This is a genomic window from Pseudoalteromonas denitrificans DSM 6059 (genome assembly GCF_900112265.1).
Classification (GTDB): Bacteria; Pseudomonadota; Gammaproteobacteria; order Enterobacterales; family Alteromonadaceae; genus Pseudoalteromonas; species Pseudoalteromonas denitrificans.
Map to the genome: position 1 here is coordinate 88667 of NZ_FOLO01000013.1, position 19109 is coordinate 107775.

Below are 19109 nucleotides of genomic sequence, written 5' to 3' on the forward strand. Positions count from 1 at the left end.
CTAAGCATTTTAGTTAATCAAGACTGGAGATGATTATGACTTTAAAAAATAAAGTAATTGCAATAACAGGTGGAGCGGGTGGTATCGGTTCTTTACTTAGTCAACAATTTTCGCAACGAGGTGCAAAAGTCATCGTTATTGACAGGGTTGAGAGTATAGACTTTGAAGCTAAATTTGTTACAGGTGATTTATCTAGTACGGATGGTGTAAAAAACATTGTTCATGAATTAAAAAATGATGATATAGATATTTTAGTCAATCTTGCTGGTTTACAATATTTTGGTCCAATGGAACAAGAAAGCATGGATCATACGGCTTTGCTATATTTTGTGAATTTGGTGGCTCCTGTATTACTAACGCAGGCATTACTCCCTAAAATGAAACAGAAAAAAAGTGGTCAAATTGTTAATATAGGCTCTACTTTTGGGTCAATTAATTTTGCTCACTTTGTTACTTATTCAAGTTCAAAATCAGGAGTGAAAGGCTTTAGTGAAGCCTTAAGGCGTGAAGTTAAATCAGATGGTATTGATGTTACTTATATTGCACCAAGGGCAGTAAAAACACCTTTAAATACATCGAAAGTTCTGGAGTTTGCAAAGATGGTTAATATGAATATGGATGAACCACAATGGGTGGTTGATCAAATACTTAAAGCAATTGTAAATAAACAAAAAGAAACCTATTTAGGGTTTCCTGAAAAACTATTTGTTAGAATAAATTCATTGTTTCCAAGATTAGTTGATTGGTCATTGTTTGCAAATGATCAAAAAGCTAAAAAGCTATTTTAAGTTTATAGAAGAAAGTTACTGACGGGTCGCGCAGTAACTTTCTTCTAAGTCGGCGTATTCGTCAGTGTTTATGCCCAAAACATTAAGTACGTCTTCACCTATAAATTGCCAATCACTTGATTGACGAAATCGTAACTTTCTCTCTGTGATATTTTCAGCGATTTTTAATGTTGCATAAATAAGCTGTTCTTCAGAACCCGTGACTTTAAATAAAAAGTCGAGTTCATGATGCTGTAAAATAATATTACAAATGTCTTTAGGCAAATGCCATGATGAAGCAATGAAATAACCTACAATAGCATGGTTTGTTTTGTATTTTTCATTTTCTATAATGATAGAGTTAAAGCCTAATTCATCGGCTTCATCTAATGTGTTTTTATAGTCTTCATATTGTAACGCCATAGCTGGAACACCACAGTCGTGAAATAGGCCAACAGTATAGAGACTTTCTGAGGGCACATTACAAGATATGTTTTTGCTTACAAATACCATAGCTTGTGCAATATCAGTGGCATCATTCCAAAATCGGTCAAATGATAAGCAACTTGTTTCACCTTCAAATGCATTTTTGAGCAATAGCGCCGTGGCTAAATAATTAACCCCTTCCATACCCATAAAACATACAGCTTGATGAATATTGCTAATTGTTCTGGTTAACCCAAAAAATGGCGAGTTGATGGCTTTTAGAATTGCTGAAGATAAACTAAGGTCTTTAGAAACAATCGTTGCTTCGTCAGAAACACTGGCATCTTTATCTGCCATTACCAATTGAAATTCTTCTAGAATTTCTGGTTTTGCAGGGATGTGAAACCCCCTGGATACATCATCTAAAACTAAATTATCAACATAGATCATAGCTAAATTATTCCATTAATTTCTAGGGGAAATAGTAAGGTTTACTCTTTTTAAGCATAGACAAAAGTTTTGCAGATACCAAATTAGTTTATTTTATGGAATGTATTAAATATTAAAATGCGTGCTAATTGGGAAATAACGCAATCAATTTGATATTATTGTATAAGTTATAAAAAATAATTTTCTGAGAGCATAAAATGATGATACGAACACCAATAATGGCCTTTTGGGCTTTGGTATTGGTAAATTTAATTTGGGGGATAGGTTTTGTTGTTGTTGATGATGCGATAAATGTTATGCCAGTGAATACATTTAATGCATTTCGTTTTGGACTTGCGACTTTGGCGTTATTGCCACTTTGGTTTTTGATGAAAAAGCCGAATAAAGAAGAAACGGATTATAAAACATCACAATTAATTAAAGCCGGCTTTGGTTTAGGTCTGCTGTTATTTTTGGGATTCTCATTACAAACACAAGGACTACTATATACAACAGTTTCTAATACAGGCTTTATTACCGGTATGTGTGTACCTTTAGTACCAATTATTGGTTTTTTTATATTTAAAATAAAAGTAGGAAAAGAAGTGTGGTTAAGTGTGATCACCGCGACGGTTGGACTGTATTTTTTAACTATGGGTGATAAATTAGAATTTAATCAAGGTGATATTTTAGTTGCTGTAAGTGCTGTATGTTACGCCACTCATATTTCTATGATGGCTAGGTTTGGAGGTCGTTTCGCTGTAGTGCCTTTGAGTATCGTTCAGTTAGGTGCTGTAGCTTGTTATAGTGCAATTGCTTCTCTTTATGAATTTTCTATGGGTATAAATGTAAATTACCCCCCGTTATTAGTGCAATTAACCGACAGTGGTGTTTTGTTAGCAATTTTATATTCAGCTTTACTTGCAAGTGCTTTTGCTTACTGGGCTCAAACTTCAAGCCAAAGATTGATAGAACCGCATAAAATAGCACTTATTTTTGCATTAGAACCTATTTTTGCTCATATTGCAGCTTATCTTATATTAGACGAACATTTAGGGATTAAGGGCTGGATCGGTGCAAGTTTAATTATTTTAGGAATGTTGTACTCTGAGCTTGGCGGTAGAAGAAAAGCAAAAATTCAGGCTTTAGATCAAATGGCAGCACCGATAGATAAATAATCTAGTCTCATCAATTTTCATCTATACTGTTTTAAAATCAGCAATTCATGATTAATAAGGAAATATGATGGATGAATTTTTAAGTGTAGCCATAGAAGAAGCTAAAATTGGGCTAGATGAAGGCGGGATCCCAATTGGTTCAGTTTTAGTGATGGATAATAAAATAGTTGCCAGAGGCCATAATAAACGCGTTCAAAAAGGAAGTTCAGTTTTGCATGCTGAAATGGACTGTTTAGAAAATGGCGGTAGATTTAAAGCATCAGAGTACCAACAGGCAACTTTATATTCTACTTTGTCTCCTTGCGATATGTGTAGTGGCGCAGTATTGCTTTATGGTATTTCCAAAATTGTGATTGGTGAAAATCACACATTTAAAGGCCCTGAGGAATACTTAAAATCTAGAGGCGTTAATATTATCAATTTAGATAATGAAGTATGTAAAAACCTAATGGAACAATTTATTGCTGATAAGCCTCTTTTATGGAATGAAGATATTGGCGAGTGACTTTTAATTAATACCACGAGCATTGAGGTCATTTATTCAGTAAATGGCTTCAATGCAATAATTTGCGCTATGGCCTGAGGAGAGCCCTGATTATCAATTATTCCTTCAAATTGATGAATTATATTCCAGTCTTTAAACTGTGCTACAAGTTCACCTTTATTTAATAAATAATGTGCATTATGAGGTCGGCCAAACTGTCGGTTTTCAACAGTAAAAGTTTCATAAATTATTATACCGCCGGGTAAAATCGCGTTTTTAATACTTTCAAAGAGTGGTCGATGTAAATATCGGAAGACCATGATCCCAGAAAATGTTCTATTTTTTAGCTGATTATCTTTTTGTTCAAAATCAACGTGCCAGAAATGGGCTAATTCGGCTGTGTTTGAATTTAAAGTCTCTTTAATAACGGCTAGAGAGTCTTTTTTTACATCGCTAAAGAGAACAGGAATATTATTGTTTATCAAATAAAGTCCATTTCGGCCAGTTCCACAGGCTAAATCAAGAATTTTTCCAGATTCTGCCGCTTTTTTTAATTGCACTAAGTGCAGTTCTAATAATGAAGAGTAAGTAATAATTAATTCCACCTTTTAATTTTATGTATTAAATACTTTAAATAATTGTTACATATTTTGGGTTTTAAGTGTTTTTTAATGGTTTCAAATTTGATATAAAATAATATATCTGTCTTATTTATTGTTTAAAATAGCATTAAGAATCATAAAGGATGAATATTATGAATATTATGAATATTATGAATATTATTAATATTTTAGATTTTACCAATGAATCAACAAAGTCGATTTTACTTTATATTGTGATGAGCATTGTAAGTATATTATGTCCTTTCTTAGTCTTTGCTTTTTTTATGGGAAATTTACCCGGGATTAGTTAATTTTGAATGTTTTGTTTGAACTTAACCTTTATCATTTTTGCTCTACTTCATCTGAACATAAAAGTTGTTATACCTGTATAGATAGATACTTCTCCCAGTCTTATTGTTAAATTATCTTTCCACAATTTATATTTTAAGTATTTAATTGTTAAATAAAAACTCTGTGCTAATTTTAGTTTGATAGCCTTTTTCTCTCTCTAAAATTAGCTTAAGGACTTTATATGCAATTAAATTTAAAAAAAATAATATTTTTTATTAAATTTAATAGCATGGTTTGTTTGTTTATTCTTATTTCAACCTCTGCGTATGCAAAATCTTTAACTATAAAGGAGGCTGTTGACACATTAAACCAATTTATTAAACAAGAAGAATATGCATTAGCACTGGCGTTTTCACAGGAAAATGTTTTTGATTTTGCAGGTGAGCCTAAATTTGATTTTTTAACTGGGATTGCGGCAATAAAAATAGGGGAATATCAAAGGGCTGTTTTTGCTTTAGAGCGTGCTGTTATTGTGAAGCCAAAATGGAAGCTAGCGCGTTTTAATTTAGCGAAAGCTTATTTTTATATCGATAATTTTTTAGCTGCAAAAAATGAATTAAAAAAATTACAGACAAGGGTCAATGATGAAATATTAAAAAAAACAATTTTGCAATTTTTACAACGCATAGATCAGGTTTTAATTACAAAAAAACGTCAACTGAAACAATTATACGGGCTATCTTTTGGCCATGATACGAATATAAATAGTGGTGCAATATTAGATGAATTTGAAACACCACTATTAAGTCAACCGATACAAATATCTGAAGATAGTCAGGCAATTGAAGACGAAGCTATTTATTTAAATTACCAATTACAATATCAATTACCAATAAATCAACAAAGGTTAGTTATTGGTGAATTAGCATTATTTCATACAGACTATATCGATAGTAAAAATGATAAATTCCAAAGTAGTATTGCGCAATTATCGAGTAAGTTTCAAGATGTTTGGGGTGATAAAACTTATCAGTTAGGTGCTTATGTAAGGCCTTTGTTATTAGACAGTTCACTTTATCGTAATCAATATGGTTTTGATGCGAACTTAATAATGCCTTTTAATAAAAATTTAAACTTCGGCATTCAATTTGGTTTAGGTAAGACGGATTATGAAGATATAAATGATTTAGACTCCCAAGACATTTTTTTTGCACTGAGCGCGCAATACACTAAAGGTGCAATGTGGCATCAAATTAGCAGTCATTTCAATCAAATTTCAGCAAATCAAAAAAGCAGTGATTTCAATTCATACAAGCTAGTTTTACTACAATATCAAACCAGCTATTTTATTTCTCAATATCACCAATTGAACTTGTTACTTCAATATCAAGACTATAATTATAAGGATATGCATCCATTTTGGCTTGCAACACGAGAAGAAGAATTATATCGAGGAAGTTTAAGCTGGCGATACTATTTGGAAGATGACTGGACATGGCAGCTGAGTCTTAAGCATGCTCAAAAACAAAGTAACTTACCTATATATGAATATAAAAGAGATGAAATATCTCTGGGCATAATGAAACAATTTTAAAGGTTTTTATAATGATTAGATTAGGTCAATATCAATTAAATATTTGTTTTATGTTATTCATAGGGTTGAGCCTGCCATTAAATGTATTGGCAAGTAAAGTTGCAGGTAAAACGATTATTGCCAAAGGGGAAGTGAGTGCAATACAAACTAAAACAACCACAAAGAGAAAATTAAAAAGACGGTCAGCAATATTTGATATTGATTTAGTTAAGACTGCGAATAAAAGTAAAACACAATTTAGAATGCTTGATGGGGGAATGATATCTTTAAAAGAAAATAGTGAACTGTTTATTGCAAAGTATGAATTTGATGTGAAAGAGCAAAAAGGCTCTGTGGCTATGGAATTGCTCAAAGGGGGCTTGCGATCTGTCACAGGTGCGATTAAGTCGGAAAAGGGAAACTATAAATTATCAACTCCGATAGGCAGCATAGGTATACGTGGAACGCATTACGAAATTGAGATTATAAATGGGGAAGTACTTGTTGCAGTTTGGGATGGTGCTGTTGATATTGATATTGATGTGGGTGCACTAGCTCAGCAAGTCTCACTAGGCGAAGGTGAAAATTTTTCTTATGCCAAAATTGATGCCGTGGGAGAAGTGACTGAATTATTACTACCGCCAGAAAACTTTAATGAAGGCCATAGTTCTGATCCTAAGTCTGAGTCTGAAGAAACGCTTGCTGTACAAGGTGATGAAAGTAAAAATCAAGAAGAACAAACACAAATTGAAGCGGAAGGTTCAGAGGTTGCTATAGAGCAAGAAGAACCTGAAACAATTGTAGATGAAGATATTGAAATTGTTGAAACGCCAACAACCCAAGAAAGTGACTGGGTACCTGAACCTGCCATTGAAGAACTAGAACTCATTGTTGAACCATTTCAAGATGAAGTTGAAACTTTGATCCCGCCTAATAACTTAGCTGATCTTATTTTAGAGAAAACGGGCAGCTTTACTTACGATAATATCAGTGAAATTGCCGTTAGCAGTACTTTAGGACAAGTATCAGATTTTCAAGCAAGTATGACGATAAATTTTGATAGCGGCACTATTCCGACAGGCAATTTATCTTTTACTGATAATGGTGGTGAGTGGTTTGCTGCTTTTAACGGCATTATTAATATTGACGCTTTTGAAATTAATGTGAACTTTGCATCACATGGCAATAATAAAGCGGGTGGTGATATAGAAGCTTTTTTTATTAATGATTTAAACCATACTCTAACTAACTTTAACTTGTTTGAAATTGAAAATAGGCAAATAACATCAAATGGGAGTTTTAGATCGAGTATTAAAAATGTGATTATGAAGTGAAAGGGGGGAGCATGAATAATCCATTTTTTAAATCCATTTTATGGGTTTTTACTGTGTTATTGCTAATTAGTTGCGGTGATAGCAGTAATAAAACCTCATCTGTGGCAATTCCCGACCCTGATGTGATCCAACCTCCGATTATAAAACCTGAGACTCATAAAGTTGTTCCATTTGATTATCAACAAAGATCAAATAATCAAATTCATTCCTCATCAAAAGTGCAAACCTCAACTTTTACAAATGCAAGTGGCGCATTTAGGTTACCGATATCAAATCAAGAATTAAAAGGTAATTTAACAGCCTCCATTGATGTAGAAGACCCTGACGGGCTTAATGCTATTTATATTGGCTTTCCTGAATATCCAAATGCATATATTTTGTGTGAAGCTAATTGTGGCAGTGTTTTTCATAAAACTTTAACTGCAATTAACCCTCTTGATTTTGGTGTAAAGTCAGGACCTGTTCGGCTAGAGTTATGGGTGGATGACAGTAAAGATAATAGAGTTTTAATTAATAGTATCGATTTTAATTGGCACTCAAATTCTATTGTTGGCATTAATGCACAAAGAAGCAGTCGTAATATTGATTTTAGTTGGGAGCCTATTGGGAGTTATTTAAGGTATAACGTTTACATTGCGTCTGTTGCGGGTGTGACACATAAAAATTATGCCAGTCTAACTGATGGGCAAGCATTTTTAGCACTAAAAGAGCCGAAATTATCTTTTACAGGACACAATGATAGTAAGGTTTTTTTCACTGCAGTTACTGGTGTAGATGGTTCTGGAGAAAGTGCTTTTGGAGATATTATTAAAGTATCTGTCCTCAATGGTGCTGTTGATTTAGCTCCTGTAGCTGAAAATGATTTTTTTACAATTGATGAAGATACAATATTAACGAGTAATTTACTTGAAAATGACACTGATGCTGAAGATGGTGTTCCCAAAATAAATGTGCTCCCTATAACATCAACAAATAATGGTGTTTTAATTATTAACTCGGATGGATCTTTCAGTTATGAACCCGCCGCTGATTTTAGTGGTCGAGATATTTTCACCTATCAGGTAGCAGATGAGTTAGGTCAAACTGATACTGCGCTGGTTGTTATTTCAGTTATTGCAACAAATGATGAGCCTGAGTCTTCTTACAATAATTTTAATTCAACAAATGCAAGTAAGTTTCAATCTAAAAATAATTTTATAGCTCAAAAATCAAGAGTTGTGTTAACAGTAGAAGCACCCGGTCTATTGATCAACGATTTAGATATTGATAGTACTCATTTAAGCATAGTGACCACGCCTTTAGTCGCTCCAACTCAAGGAAGCTTAATTTTAAATGTTGATGGAAGTTTTACTTATACTTCAGCTGAAGGTGCAAGTGGTTTTGATAGTTTTACTTATCAAGTTACAGATGATCAAGGTGGTATTGCGCAATCACAGGTGCAAATTGCAATTAATGGTGAAAGCTTTCCACCTATTGCAGCGAATGACCGTTATGAAATAGAACAGGAGCAAACATTAGAAGTTAATACCAGTAATTCTATTTTATCAAATGACGTTGATTTTGATAGTAATGATGTTTTGACCATAAGTGAAAACCTAATTCGAGGTACTACTCATGGAGTATTGAATTTGAGTCCTGATGGTACTTTTAGTTATTTTCCTAACCCAGGCTATTATGGGGTTGATAGTTTTATATATGAAGTGACAGATCTTCAGGGAAATAAAGCACAAGCAGGCGCTATAATCACAGTTACTAGAAAAAACAATGCGCCAACGGCCTTACCTGATAGCTATACTCTTGATGAAGATATTGTTTTATCAGTTGATGCTAATTCTGGTGTATTAGCTAACGATAGTGATTTAGATCTTGATGTTTTAATTGTTGATACCAATGTTTTACTTGCTCCAGCGCAGGGTGAGTTAAATATGTCTAGTGACGGTAGTTTTATTTATACACCTAAATTAAATTTTTTTGGTACTGATACTTTTCAATACCGTGTTGTTGATGAACTCAATTTATCGTCAATTGAAACAGTCGCGATCGAAATCAATAGCATAAATGACCTCCCAGTTGCGAATGATGATAATGCACAAACATTTACAAATACCGCTGTAAATATAGATGTATTAGCGAATGATACCGATGCTGAAAATGAAACTTTAACCGTTATATCTGCTGTAACGGATAATGGAAATATTCTTGTCGGGACTAATAGTATTTTAACTTATACCCCACAGGTTGATTTTGAAGGTGATATTGAGATTATATATACAGTGGAAGATCTTTCAGGAGGTTCTTCACAAGGAAAAGTATTTGTTTCAATAAATAACCGTAATAGTGCACCTGTAGCCTTAGATGATAACTTTTCAATTAATGAAGATGAGTTATTGATTATAGGTGTGAGCGGTTTATTAAGTAACGACAGTGATGAGAATGGAGATATGTTAACTGTCAATACGACTCCTTTTGTAAATGTTACGCAGGGTACGCTTACATTATCAAGCGATGGTAGTTTTCTATATCAAGCGAATGAGAACTTTTTTGGAACTGATACTTTTGAATATCAAATAAGTGATGGTGAAGGAGGGGGTGCTGTTGCTAAAGTTCACCTAACGATTAACAGTATTAATGACAACCCGATTGCAAATGATGATGTATCAACAACAGCTGAAGAGACATTAATCAATATTGATGTATTGGGTAATGATAGTGACATTGAAAACTCAACTTTAACTGTGCTTGCTGCTAGTGCACAAAATGGTACTGTGAGTATTGAAAACAATAATACAATTAATTATTTACCGACTCTTGATTTTGTTGGAACTGATATTGTCACCTATCAAATTACCGATGATGAACAAGGCGTTGATTCTGCAATTGTTACAATTACTGTATTAAATATAAATGACTCGCCAGTTGCTAATCCGGATTCAAATAATACTAATGAAGATGAAATAATCATTATTGATGTTTTAGGCAATGATACTGATGGTGATAATGATACGTTAATTGTAACATCTGCGAGAGCAATAAATGGAAGCGTTGCAATTCAGGGAAATCAAAGCTTATCTTATACCCCAAATGAAAATTTTAATGGTTCAGATACAATAGATTACAGTATCAGTGATAGTAATGGTGGAACCGCATCATCAAGAGTGAATCTAACTATTTCTCCTGTAAATGATGCTCCAGTAGCGGTAAATGATATAAGTTCAATAAATGAAGATACCTCAGTCATAATCTCAGTTTTAAACAATGATTCAGATATAGATGGCGATGCGCTCATAATCACATCTGCAAGTGCATCAAATGGTGGTGTTGTGATCTTGGGTAGTCAAAGTTTAAATTATACCCCAAATGAAAACTTTAATGGTTCAGATACAATAAATTATAGTATTAGTGATGGTAATTTAGCGGCATCTGCAAATGTTGTAGTGACTGTTATCGCTGTAAATAGTGTTCCTATAGCAGTTGCAGATAAAGGTTTTACCGATGAAGATATCTCAGTAAGCATTTCAGTATTAAGTAATGACAGTGACTCTGATGGTGATACATTATCTGTTACATCTGCAAGTGCTTCAAATGGCGTTGCTACCATTCAAAGCGACCAAAGTATTAATTATACACCAAATGAAAATTATAATGGTTCTGATACGATTAATTACAGTATTAGTGATGGCAATGGGGGAACAGCATCTTCTATCGTGACTGTAACTATATCATCAGTAAATGATGATCCAATTGCAGTTAATGATTTAGCTACTACCGATGAAGATTCTCCAGTTAGTATTTCAGTTTTAGCCAATGATACAGATGTTGATAAAGATACCTTGCTCGTTACTTCTGTAAGTGCAATAAATGGTACGGTTGTAGTGCAAAGCGATCAAAGTATTAGTTATACGCCAAATGAGAATTATAATGGTTCAGATACGATTAATTATAGTATTAGCGATGGTAAAGGCCGTACAGATTCAGCTTTGGTAAATGTAATTATTAATGCTGTAAATGATTTACCGATTGCTGTACCAGATAGCTTTAGTTTAAATGAAGATTCAACTGTAAGCATTTTCGTTTTAGCAAATGATACTGATATAGATAATGATACATTAATAATTAATTCTGCTATTGCATTAAATGGTGTTGTTTCTTTTGCTGGTGGGACAAGTATTTCGTATACCCCAAATTTAAATTTTAATGGTTCAGATACAATTGATTACAGTATTAGTGATGGCAATGCTGGAAGCGCATCATCAAGTGTGAGTATTACAATTTCTCCAGTAAATGATGCGCCAATTTTAAGTGATATAACGCTAACTGTTGCTGAAAATACACCTAATGGAACTGCACTCACGACTTTAGCTGCAACAGACGCAGATTTAAGTGATTCGCATTCGTATAGCATTTTAATAAATAGTGGTGGTATTTTTGCGATAAATAGCAGTACGGGAGAGTTAAGTATTGCAGATAACCGTAGTCTTAATTTTGAATCTGGGGTCTCGCATACATTAACGATTCAAGTAGCAGATAGTGGTTTGTTAACTGATACAGCAACTGTTTCTGTCATAGTGACCGATGTAGCTGAGAATGTAACGCCAACAATTGATACTAGCTTTGGCTCTTCGGGCACAGCCAGTTCAAATTCATTCACCAGTATGCGTTTTGATAAACCAAATGATCTTGCAATTGATGCTTCGGGAAAATTACTTGTGGTAGGTCGAAATGACGCTAGTGGCAATAGTGCCGACATTTCCATTATACGCTTTAACACTGATGGCACAATAGACCGTAGTTTTGGTACTCAAGGTGTTGTTAATACAGATCTTGGTTTGTTTGAAGAAGCAATCGCAATTGATATTGATGCATCTGGAAAAATAGTCGTTGTAGGTACGCAAGATAATAGCGCAACCAAAGAAATTTTTGTAGCGCGTTATACATCTTCAGGAATACTTGATACTAGCTTTAATAGTACGGGTTATAGAGTGACAAGTTTTGGTGCAACAAATACTGCTGCTGATGCACAAGTTCATTCAAATGGCAGTATTATAGTGGCTTCAAGTCTTGGTTCTGGTGGTTTCAGAATTGTAAAGTTTGCAGGCGATGGTAGTTCTCACGCTACTGCTGATGCAAGTTTTTTTGCTGGCGCTGATATTGCCTCTACTTTATTTATTCAAAGCGATGGGAAAGTTGTTGTTGCAGGCACCATTGTAAACAGTACTAAAGATTTTGCTGTAGCCAGATTTGATGTGTCTTCAGATCCAGCAGTAGATACTAGCTATGGTGCAAGTGGTATTGCAAGTTTTGACTTTACTGGTGCAGTAGATGATATTGTTTATTCTGGGCTTATTAATAGTAGTAATGAAATAACCTTAGTGGGTTCAACAAAACCCAATCCAAATGAAGATATGGCAGCACTAACAATAGACTCTACAGGTTCCTTAATAACAGCATTTGGCTCAAGTGGTTTTTTAGTGGTCGATATTGATGGTGATGCAGGTGCTGGTACGAACAAGTCAATTGCAAGAGATATCGTTGAAGATGGGTCCGGGAACTTGTTATTTGCGATAGATAAAGGAACTAGCAATATAGATAATGTTTTATATAAAACAGATATAAATGGTGTGGTTGATTCTACTTATGGCAGTTCTGGAATCGTTAATTTTGATAATAACGCTAGCCCTAATATTATTGGTTCAATGGTAAAAGACAGTGCAAATAACATTATTTTATTAACAACAACTACGTTAACATCAAGCAGTGAGCCTGATTTACTCATTGTAAGATTTTCTACCGCTGGAGCATTAGACTCATCATTTAATACAAAAGGTTATAATATATTTGATCCCACATTTAGTAATGATGCTCTATCGAAAGTTATCGAATTAACTGTAGCGCCCCACACAGGTAAATTTATTGCGATTGGCAGCTCTGAGATAAATAAAAGGCTGATTGTTGCTAGGTATAATAGTAACGGATTACTAGATGAAACATTTGGTAGTAATGGATATTTTATAAAACAAGATGCAGTAAATTCATTTACTGGTAAAGATATTGTTGAGCTATCAGATGGAAGATTAGCTGCTGTTGGTGGTGTTGCAGGTTCTGGTTTTGTCACTATGTTAACCACTTCAGGCACTCCAGATAATTCCTTTGGCAGCTCTGGTGAATATAAAACAGCAAGTTTAGGGTTAACATTTAATGCAATTAAACTTAATGCAAGCAAACTAGTGATAGGAGGCACTAGCAACAATTCAGGAACAGAAGATATTTATTTAACCCGAATGGATTTATCTGGAAGCTTAGATAATAGCTTTGGCTCTAATGGTGTCGCTACTTTTGATCTTATCGTAGGGCAAAACCCCGCAGAAGAAGAGACCGTTGAAGATATTGCTGTTTTGACCGATGGTTCAATTATTATTGTAGGTGTTAAACATTATTCTGAAGGTAATCCAACAGGTTTAATTGTTAAAGTGACAGCTTCAGGTGTATTAGATACTTCTGGGTTTGTTGTTGGAACTGGATATTTATTGTTAGATTTAGATCCTCAAAACTTTAGTAATGTAGATATGTTATATGAAGTTAAAATTGACTCAAATGGAAAAATTATTGCTGTGGGTTCAACCACACAAGGTCAAACCTCAATTGTAGTCATTCAGCTAAATAGCAATGGCAGTGTTGATACAAATTTTGATCTTGATGGCATTGTATCTCATAACTATGGCTCAGGTAATGGCGCTGCTTTATCACTTGTATTAGATACTACAAATAAAATTTTTATTACTGGTTACAATAATAATGGCACTAATGAAGATGTTTTTATCGCGAAAATTACTCAGACAGGGGTTAAAGATACTTCTTTTAATGGGGCCAATGGTGGCATTTTATTTGACTATAACTCAAATGAAAGAGCCTTTTCAATTTTGATTAGTTCAGATGGTAGCTTAGTGATTGGAGGAGGGGATAACTTAAGTAGTTATCCGAATAGTTTCTTTTATATACAAAAAATAAAGCTGTTGGAACCTTAGATTGCCTTGGGTTTATAGTAATTTAAAAAAGCATAAAACTGCTGTTATGAGTGGTTTTACTGTTACCTTCTTAATGATGCTATTGCAATACTTTGTAGCTGAAAACTCAGCAATTTTACAACGTATCAATGGCTTAATTTATGATATTCGGCTTAATTCAACCCTTGAAGTAAGAAATACTGATATCAATATTATTATTTTAGATATAGATGAAAAAAGCTTAGAGCAAGAAGGGCGGTACCCATGGAGTCGGGTTAAAATTGCAAAAATTATCAATAAACTTGCTGAAGCTGGTGCGGTTGTTGTAGCGTTTGATGTCATGTTTTCTGAGCCTGAAAGAAACTATATTAATTCAGTTATTAATCTATTAGATGATCAACCTGATACTCAAAATTTAATTGAGCAAATATCGCCTTTTATGTCAAAAGCCGATGCTGATGCGATTATGGCGCAAAGTTTAAGTGCAACAGATGTTGTTTTAGGTATGGCTTTTCAGGGAGATCCTAAAGTTAAAGTGGGTACTTTACCCCCAAGTGTTGTTACTTTTGATACACCGGATATGAGTACTTTACATAGTCATGAGTTTTTTGGTTATACGAATAATATACCCATTCTACAAAATAACGCACCGGGAATTGGTTTTATTAATTCAACTCCAGACCCTGATAATTTCATAAGAACAACTTCTTTAATAGCACGCTATGGAAATACTTTCTATCCATCATTGGCATTAGAAGCTGCCAAGCTTTATACACTTGCTGATGATATAAAAGTAATAACGGCAAACTTAAAAACTTCTCGCAGTATCGTGGGCATTAAGCTTGGCCGAAAAGTGATCCCTACAGATGAATATGGACGTGTTTTAATTCCTTTTAAAGGTGGGGCAAAAAGCTATCCCTATATATCGGCAACAGATTTATTGAACGACCAAGTTGATTCAAATATTTTTAATAGTGCAATTGTTTTTGTTGGGACTTCTGCAATAGGGCATTCTGATTTAAGAGCCACGCCTGTAGGTGTTCAATACCCAGGTGTTGAGATACACGCAAATGTAATTGATGGTTTACTTCATCCTGAATTTATTCCAAGCGTGCCTGATTGGTGGGAAGCTGCAATATTCATGATGTTGTTAATAATTGGGGGAAGCTTATCTTTATTGTTTCCTTTTTTGGGCCCGAGAAGCATTGCTTTTTTTGGAGTCTGTGTTTTTGCTAGTCTTATTTTATTTGATTTATACCTTTGGGCAGTGCAAAAAATAAGCTTACCCTTGGCAACAAGTTTATTTTTAAGCATTGCTTTAAGCGTTATTAATATTGGTATAGGCTATTTTAAAGAGTCAGGTAAGCGTAAACAAATAAAAAGTATATTCGACCAATATGTGCCACCAGCGCATATTGATAAAATGCTTGATGATCCTAATGCTATTAACCTATCTGGACAACGTAAAGAAATGACAGTGCTGTTTTCAGATATTCGCAGTTTTACAACAATTTCAGAAAATTTAACCGCTAATGAATTAGGAAGTTTATTAAATCGCTATTTTTCACCTATTACCAAGTCGATATTTGAACATAAGGGAACAATAGATAAATATGTTGGTGACATGGTTATGGCTTTTTGGAACGCCCCACTTAATGATGAGAACCATGTACAAAATGCAATAAATTGTGCATTTCAAATGCTGGATATCACAAAAGACCTTGGTGATATTTTTGCAAAAGAAGGACTACCAGAAATAAAAGTTGGAATAGGTATCAATACAGGTGAAATGAATGTGGGGGATATGGGGTCAACATATCGGCGCGCTTATACTGTACTAGGAGATGCGGTTAACTTAGGTTCAAGGTTGGAAAGTTTAACTAAGTTTTATGGTGTGGAATTATTAGTGGGTGAAACATGTGTGGATTTGTGCCCTAAAATGAAATTTCGACAGATAGATAAAGTCAGAGTGAAAGGAAAAAACAAAGCTGTTAGTATTTTTGAACCGATACCTGAATTTCTTGCAGACAGTGAAGGTGTTAAAAATGAATTAAAACAATATCAGGCCGCGTATGATACTTATCTTGCACAAAATTGGGAACAGGCTTTGAAGTTGTTTTTAAAATTACATGAAAAAAATAAACAGAGAAAGTTATATTCTATATATTTACAAAGGATAAAAGAATTAAAAAACATGCCTATTTCAAATGATTGGGATGGTTCATTTACGCATCAAAATAAATAATAAAATAGTATGTTTGGGGGTTGACGCAAGCATTAGTATTGGCGCAGAATGCGAGTTCACTTATTTAAATGTAAAGTTTACATCACACAAAATGCTGCAAAAACGACTTACCATAAATGTAAATCTAAACTGTCATAATTGGCTATTAATGCTCAATTATAAATGGCAGAGCTGCCCTGTGGTGTAAAGTAATCTAAATTTATCTTTTAAAGCCGCAGAAAATAATTTTGCGGCTTTTGTCTTTCTAAACACTTTCAATTGCTGCAATTTTTATTTCTACGATATTTCAAATATATAGGAGAATAAAATGAACGTATCTGTAGCATATTTGGCTGTTGTTTTGATTTGGTCAACGACTCCGCTAGGTATCGTATGGAGTAGTGAGTCAGTTAGTCCTACTTTAGCTGTGCTGTCTCGTATGCTAATAGCGACAGTTTTTGGTGGTTTTATGATTCGAGTATTTAAGATTAAATTTCCAATAAATAGACTTGCTATAAAGTTATACTGTTATTCTGGTTTAGGTATTTTTGGAGGAATGACATTTAGCTATATGGCTGCACCTCATATTTCATCTGGCATGATGTCACTTATATTTGGTTTAGCACCTGTTTTAGCTGGATTATTAGCACAGAAAATTCTTAATGAACCTAAGTTTGGGTTAATTCGTAAATTAGCGATGATACTGTCTTTTGTTGGTCTAGGGATTGTGTGTTCGGATAACTTAGCACTAGATGGACAGAGTACTTTAGGAGTGTTTTTCATTTTAATTGCAGTTTTTTTCTTTAGTTTAAGCTCTGTGCTGGTTAAAAGTGTTGATATAAAAATACATGCCATTTCTACCACTGTAGGGGCTTTATTAATATCTCTGCCATTATTTATTTTAATATGGCTGATTATGGATGGGACCTTGCCTGTTCATACTTGGGGAAAACGCTCTATATGGGCTATTGTATATTTAGGTATTTTTGGTTCATTAATTGGATTTATCGCATATTATTTTATTTTACAAAAGTTAAATACAAGTACTGTTGCACTGATCACTATGATGACACCTGCAATTGCATTGAGCTTAGGTGCTTATTTGAACAATGAAGCAATTAGCTTAAATTTAGTTATAGGCGCTTTATTCGTAATTATGGGATTAATGCTTTATAACTGGGGTGATAAGCTGGTTTTCCTAAAAAGAAAAGGTTTGCAAGTATAACGCTTTACTTTTAATGATATAACCGGATTTTAATAAGGCTCTGAAGGTGAAGTATTAACTCAACAGAGCCAATTAAACTTAGGGCAAACTTAGCCAAATCATTGCTAATGGGCAAATAAAACTAATAAACCAAATTAATGATCGCATTGTGCTTTGATTAAAATAATACATGAGACAATATCCAATTCGAGCAAGAACATAAATAATGGCGAGTATCTGAATTGTTTGAGAAGTATTTTCAGTCGCTAAAACCACAGCAATTGCGACAGAAAATACGATTAAGGATTCAAATGAATTTTGGTGGGCTGCTAAGGTCCTAGCTCCAAAACCTGTTAATCGTGTTTGCTGCTCTCTAGGATGTTTATTGTCATATTTACTTTCTTTATTCATAGCAAATGCAAGTGGTAATTTTGCTAAATAAGGAATTAGTGCAGCTATAAATGCACAAATAATGATTGTTTCCAATGTATAACTTCCTGTAATTAAAATAATGACTGTTTTATAACAGAATTTTTTTAGTTTGTATTAAACATTTTATACTTTTTTGGCTTTGCCAAATTTAATCATAGTGGTACTGTATATTTGACAATTTAGTAAAATAATAATAAATCATATGAAAAATATATTATGTTTTGGCGACTCTAATACTTGGGGTTATACGCCTTTAACAACGGAACGCTATCCACTTAATATAAGATGGACGGGTGTTTTACAATCATTATTAGGTGAAGGTTTTTGTATTATTGAGGAAGGGCTTAATGGTCGAACTTGTATCCATGATGATCCCACTCGTACTGACCGTAATGGTATTAAATTATTACCTTCAATTTTAAAAAGTAACTCTCCACTTGATTTAGTTATTATTATGTTAGGAACAAATGATTTAAAAGCCAGTTTGAAGCAAACTGCTTATAGTATTTCTTTAGGTGCAAAACTGGTCTGTGAGAGTATTTTAAATAGTGAGATGTTGGGTTTGAAAAATACGCAGATACTTCTGATCTCACCGAGTCATGTTGAAATAGTGCCTGAAGAAGATAAAGATGAATTTGCACATGCCTATGATATGTCCCGTAAATTAAGTCAATATTATTCAATTATTGCAAAAGAGTTAGATATACATTTTTATAATGCGGCTAAAATTGTTAAAACAAGTAAACTCGATGGCGTACATTGGGACGGTGAGCAGCACATTTTTTTTGCTGAACAATTATCTCATAAAATACATGCGATATTGAGTTGATCACTTATTTTGTAAAGAACGTTTTATTCTGATTTTACCTAGGGGCTGTTGATCTTTCACATTGGCAGCCAAATCATTGCACACGCCAGTGCTAGCATACTTTCAAACTGTAACTTTAATTTATCATATCTTGTAGCTATAGCACGGAAGTGTTTCAGTCTTGCAAATGCATTTTCAACTAAGTGCCTATATTTATATAAGCACCAATCTATATCTCCATTACCCGTTTTTGAGTTCTGCTTTCTGGGGATCACAGGGCTTGAATTTCTCTCTCGAACTTTATTTCTAATCGCTTCACTATCATAGCCTTTATCCGCGATAACAAAATCACCTTG

Annotated in this window: 13 protein-coding genes; 9 read left to right on the forward strand and 4 right to left on the reverse strand. The window is 33.8% G+C overall.

The window, feature by feature from the left end:
- Positions 1-35: 35 nt before the first annotated feature.
- On the forward strand, positions 36-788 hold the full coding sequence (locus tag BM088_RS10590) for an SDR family oxidoreductase (protein ID WP_091983483.1): 753 nt from the start codon (positions 36-38) through the stop codon (positions 786-788).
- Between the two features lie 15 nt (positions 789-803).
- On the opposite strand, the gene BM088_RS10595 is transcribed toward BM088_RS10590, so the two are convergent.
- Positions 804-1643 (reverse strand): HDOD domain-containing protein, encoded by an 840-nt coding sequence (locus tag BM088_RS10595; protein WP_091983485.1) that lies wholly within the window; start codon positions 1641-1643, stop codon positions 804-806.
- Positions 1644-1840: 197 nt separating this feature from the next.
- On the opposite strand from BM088_RS10595, the gene BM088_RS10600 reads away from it, so the two are divergent.
- The gene (locus BM088_RS10600; protein ID WP_091983487.1) at positions 1841-2800 is read left to right on the forward strand and encodes a DMT family transporter; all 960 of its coding nucleotides are present in this window, start codon (positions 1841-1843) and stop codon (positions 2798-2800) included.
- 67 nt (positions 2801-2867) lie between these two features.
- Positions 2868-3305: a nucleoside deaminase gene (locus BM088_RS10605; protein WP_091983489.1), complete on the forward strand. Its 438-nt coding sequence runs from the start codon at positions 2868-2870 to the stop codon at positions 3303-3305.
- 32 nt (positions 3306-3337) lie between these two features.
- On the opposite strand, the gene BM088_RS10610 is transcribed toward BM088_RS10605, so the two are convergent.
- Positions 3338-3889: a class I SAM-dependent methyltransferase gene (locus BM088_RS10610; protein ID WP_245763801.1), complete on the reverse strand. Its 552-nt coding sequence runs from the start codon at positions 3887-3889 to the stop codon at positions 3338-3340.
- A gap of 529 nt (positions 3890-4418) precedes the next feature.
- Here BM088_RS10610 and BM088_RS10615 point away from each other — a divergent pair.
- From BM088_RS10615 to BM088_RS10635, 5 genes are all read left to right on the forward strand, one after another.
- Complete coding sequence (locus BM088_RS10615) at positions 4419-5771, forward strand: surface lipoprotein assembly modifier (RefSeq protein ID WP_091983491.1); 1353 nt, start codon at positions 4419-4421, stop codon at positions 5769-5771.
- A gap of 11 nt (positions 5772-5782) precedes the next feature.
- Entirely contained in the window at positions 5783-7084 is a 1302-nt protein-coding gene (locus BM088_RS10620) for a FecR family protein (protein WP_091983493.1), read from the forward strand.
- 11 nt (positions 7085-7095) lie between these two features.
- Complete coding sequence (locus BM088_RS10625) at positions 7096-14106, forward strand: Ig-like domain-containing protein (protein WP_091983494.1); 7011 nt, start codon at positions 7096-7098, stop codon at positions 14104-14106.
- A 1-nt stretch (position 14107) separates the two neighbouring features.
- Positions 14108-16330: a CHASE2 domain-containing protein gene (locus tag BM088_RS10630; RefSeq protein ID WP_091983496.1), complete on the forward strand. Its 2223-nt coding sequence runs from the start codon at positions 14108-14110 to the stop codon at positions 16328-16330.
- A 307-nt stretch (positions 16331-16637) separates the two neighbouring features.
- Positions 16638-17534 carry a DMT family transporter gene (locus tag BM088_RS10635; protein ID WP_091983498.1) on the forward strand — a complete coding sequence of 299 codons (897 nt, stop codon included), beginning with the start codon at positions 16638-16640 and terminating at the stop codon, positions 17532-17534.
- Between the two features lie 78 nt (positions 17535-17612).
- Here the strand turns inward: BM088_RS10635 and BM088_RS10640 are convergent, their stop codons facing one another.
- Positions 17613-17999 carry an MAPEG family protein gene (locus tag BM088_RS10640; RefSeq protein ID WP_091983500.1) on the reverse strand — a complete coding sequence of 129 codons (387 nt, stop codon included), beginning with the start codon at positions 17997-17999 and terminating at the stop codon, positions 17613-17615.
- 148 nt (positions 18000-18147) lie between these two features.
- Here BM088_RS10640 and BM088_RS10645 point away from each other — a divergent pair, with 148 nt between their 5' ends.
- On the forward strand, positions 18148-18774 hold the full coding sequence (locus BM088_RS10645) for an SGNH/GDSL hydrolase family protein (protein ID WP_091983502.1): 627 nt from the start codon (positions 18148-18150) through the stop codon (positions 18772-18774).
- 56 nt (positions 18775-18830) lie between these two features.
- Here the strand turns inward: BM088_RS10645 and BM088_RS10650 are convergent.
- On the reverse strand, positions 18831-19109 hold a 279-nt coding region (locus tag BM088_RS10650), incomplete at its 5' end, for a transposase (RefSeq protein WP_143085036.1).

What these genes read in the sequence shown, in the direction of transcription:
- BM088_RS10605 (WP_091983489.1), top strand. Translation starts at nt 2,868, where the DNA reads ATGGATGAATTTTTAAGTGTAGCCATAGAAGAAGCTAAAATTGGGCTA.
- BM088_RS10635 (WP_091983498.1), top strand. Translation starts at nt 16,638, where the DNA reads ATGAACGTATCTGTAGCATATTTGGCTGTTGTTTTGATTTGGTCAACG.
- BM088_RS10645 (WP_091983502.1), top strand. Translation starts at nt 18,148, where the DNA reads ATGAAAAATATATTATGTTTTGGCGACTCTAATACTTGGGGTTATACG.
- BM088_RS10625 (WP_091983494.1), top strand. Translation starts at nt 7,096, where the DNA reads ATGAATAATCCATTTTTTAAATCCATTTTATGGGTTTTTACTGTGTTA.
- BM088_RS10590 (WP_091983483.1), top strand. Translation starts at nt 36, where the DNA reads ATGACTTTAAAAAATAAAGTAATTGCAATAACAGGTGGAGCGGGTGGT.
- BM088_RS10600 (WP_091983487.1), top strand. Translation starts at nt 1,841, where the DNA reads ATGATGATACGAACACCAATAATGGCCTTTTGGGCTTTGGTATTGGTA.
- BM088_RS10595 (WP_091983485.1), bottom strand. Translation starts at nt 1,643, where the DNA reads ATGATCTATGTTGATAATTTAGTTTTAGATGATGTATCCAGGGGGTTT.
- BM088_RS10615 (WP_091983491.1), top strand. Translation starts at nt 4,419, where the DNA reads ATGCAATTAAATTTAAAAAAAATAATATTTTTTATTAAATTTAATAGC.
- BM088_RS10620 (WP_091983493.1), top strand. Translation starts at nt 5,783, where the DNA reads ATGATTAGATTAGGTCAATATCAATTAAATATTTGTTTTATGTTATTC.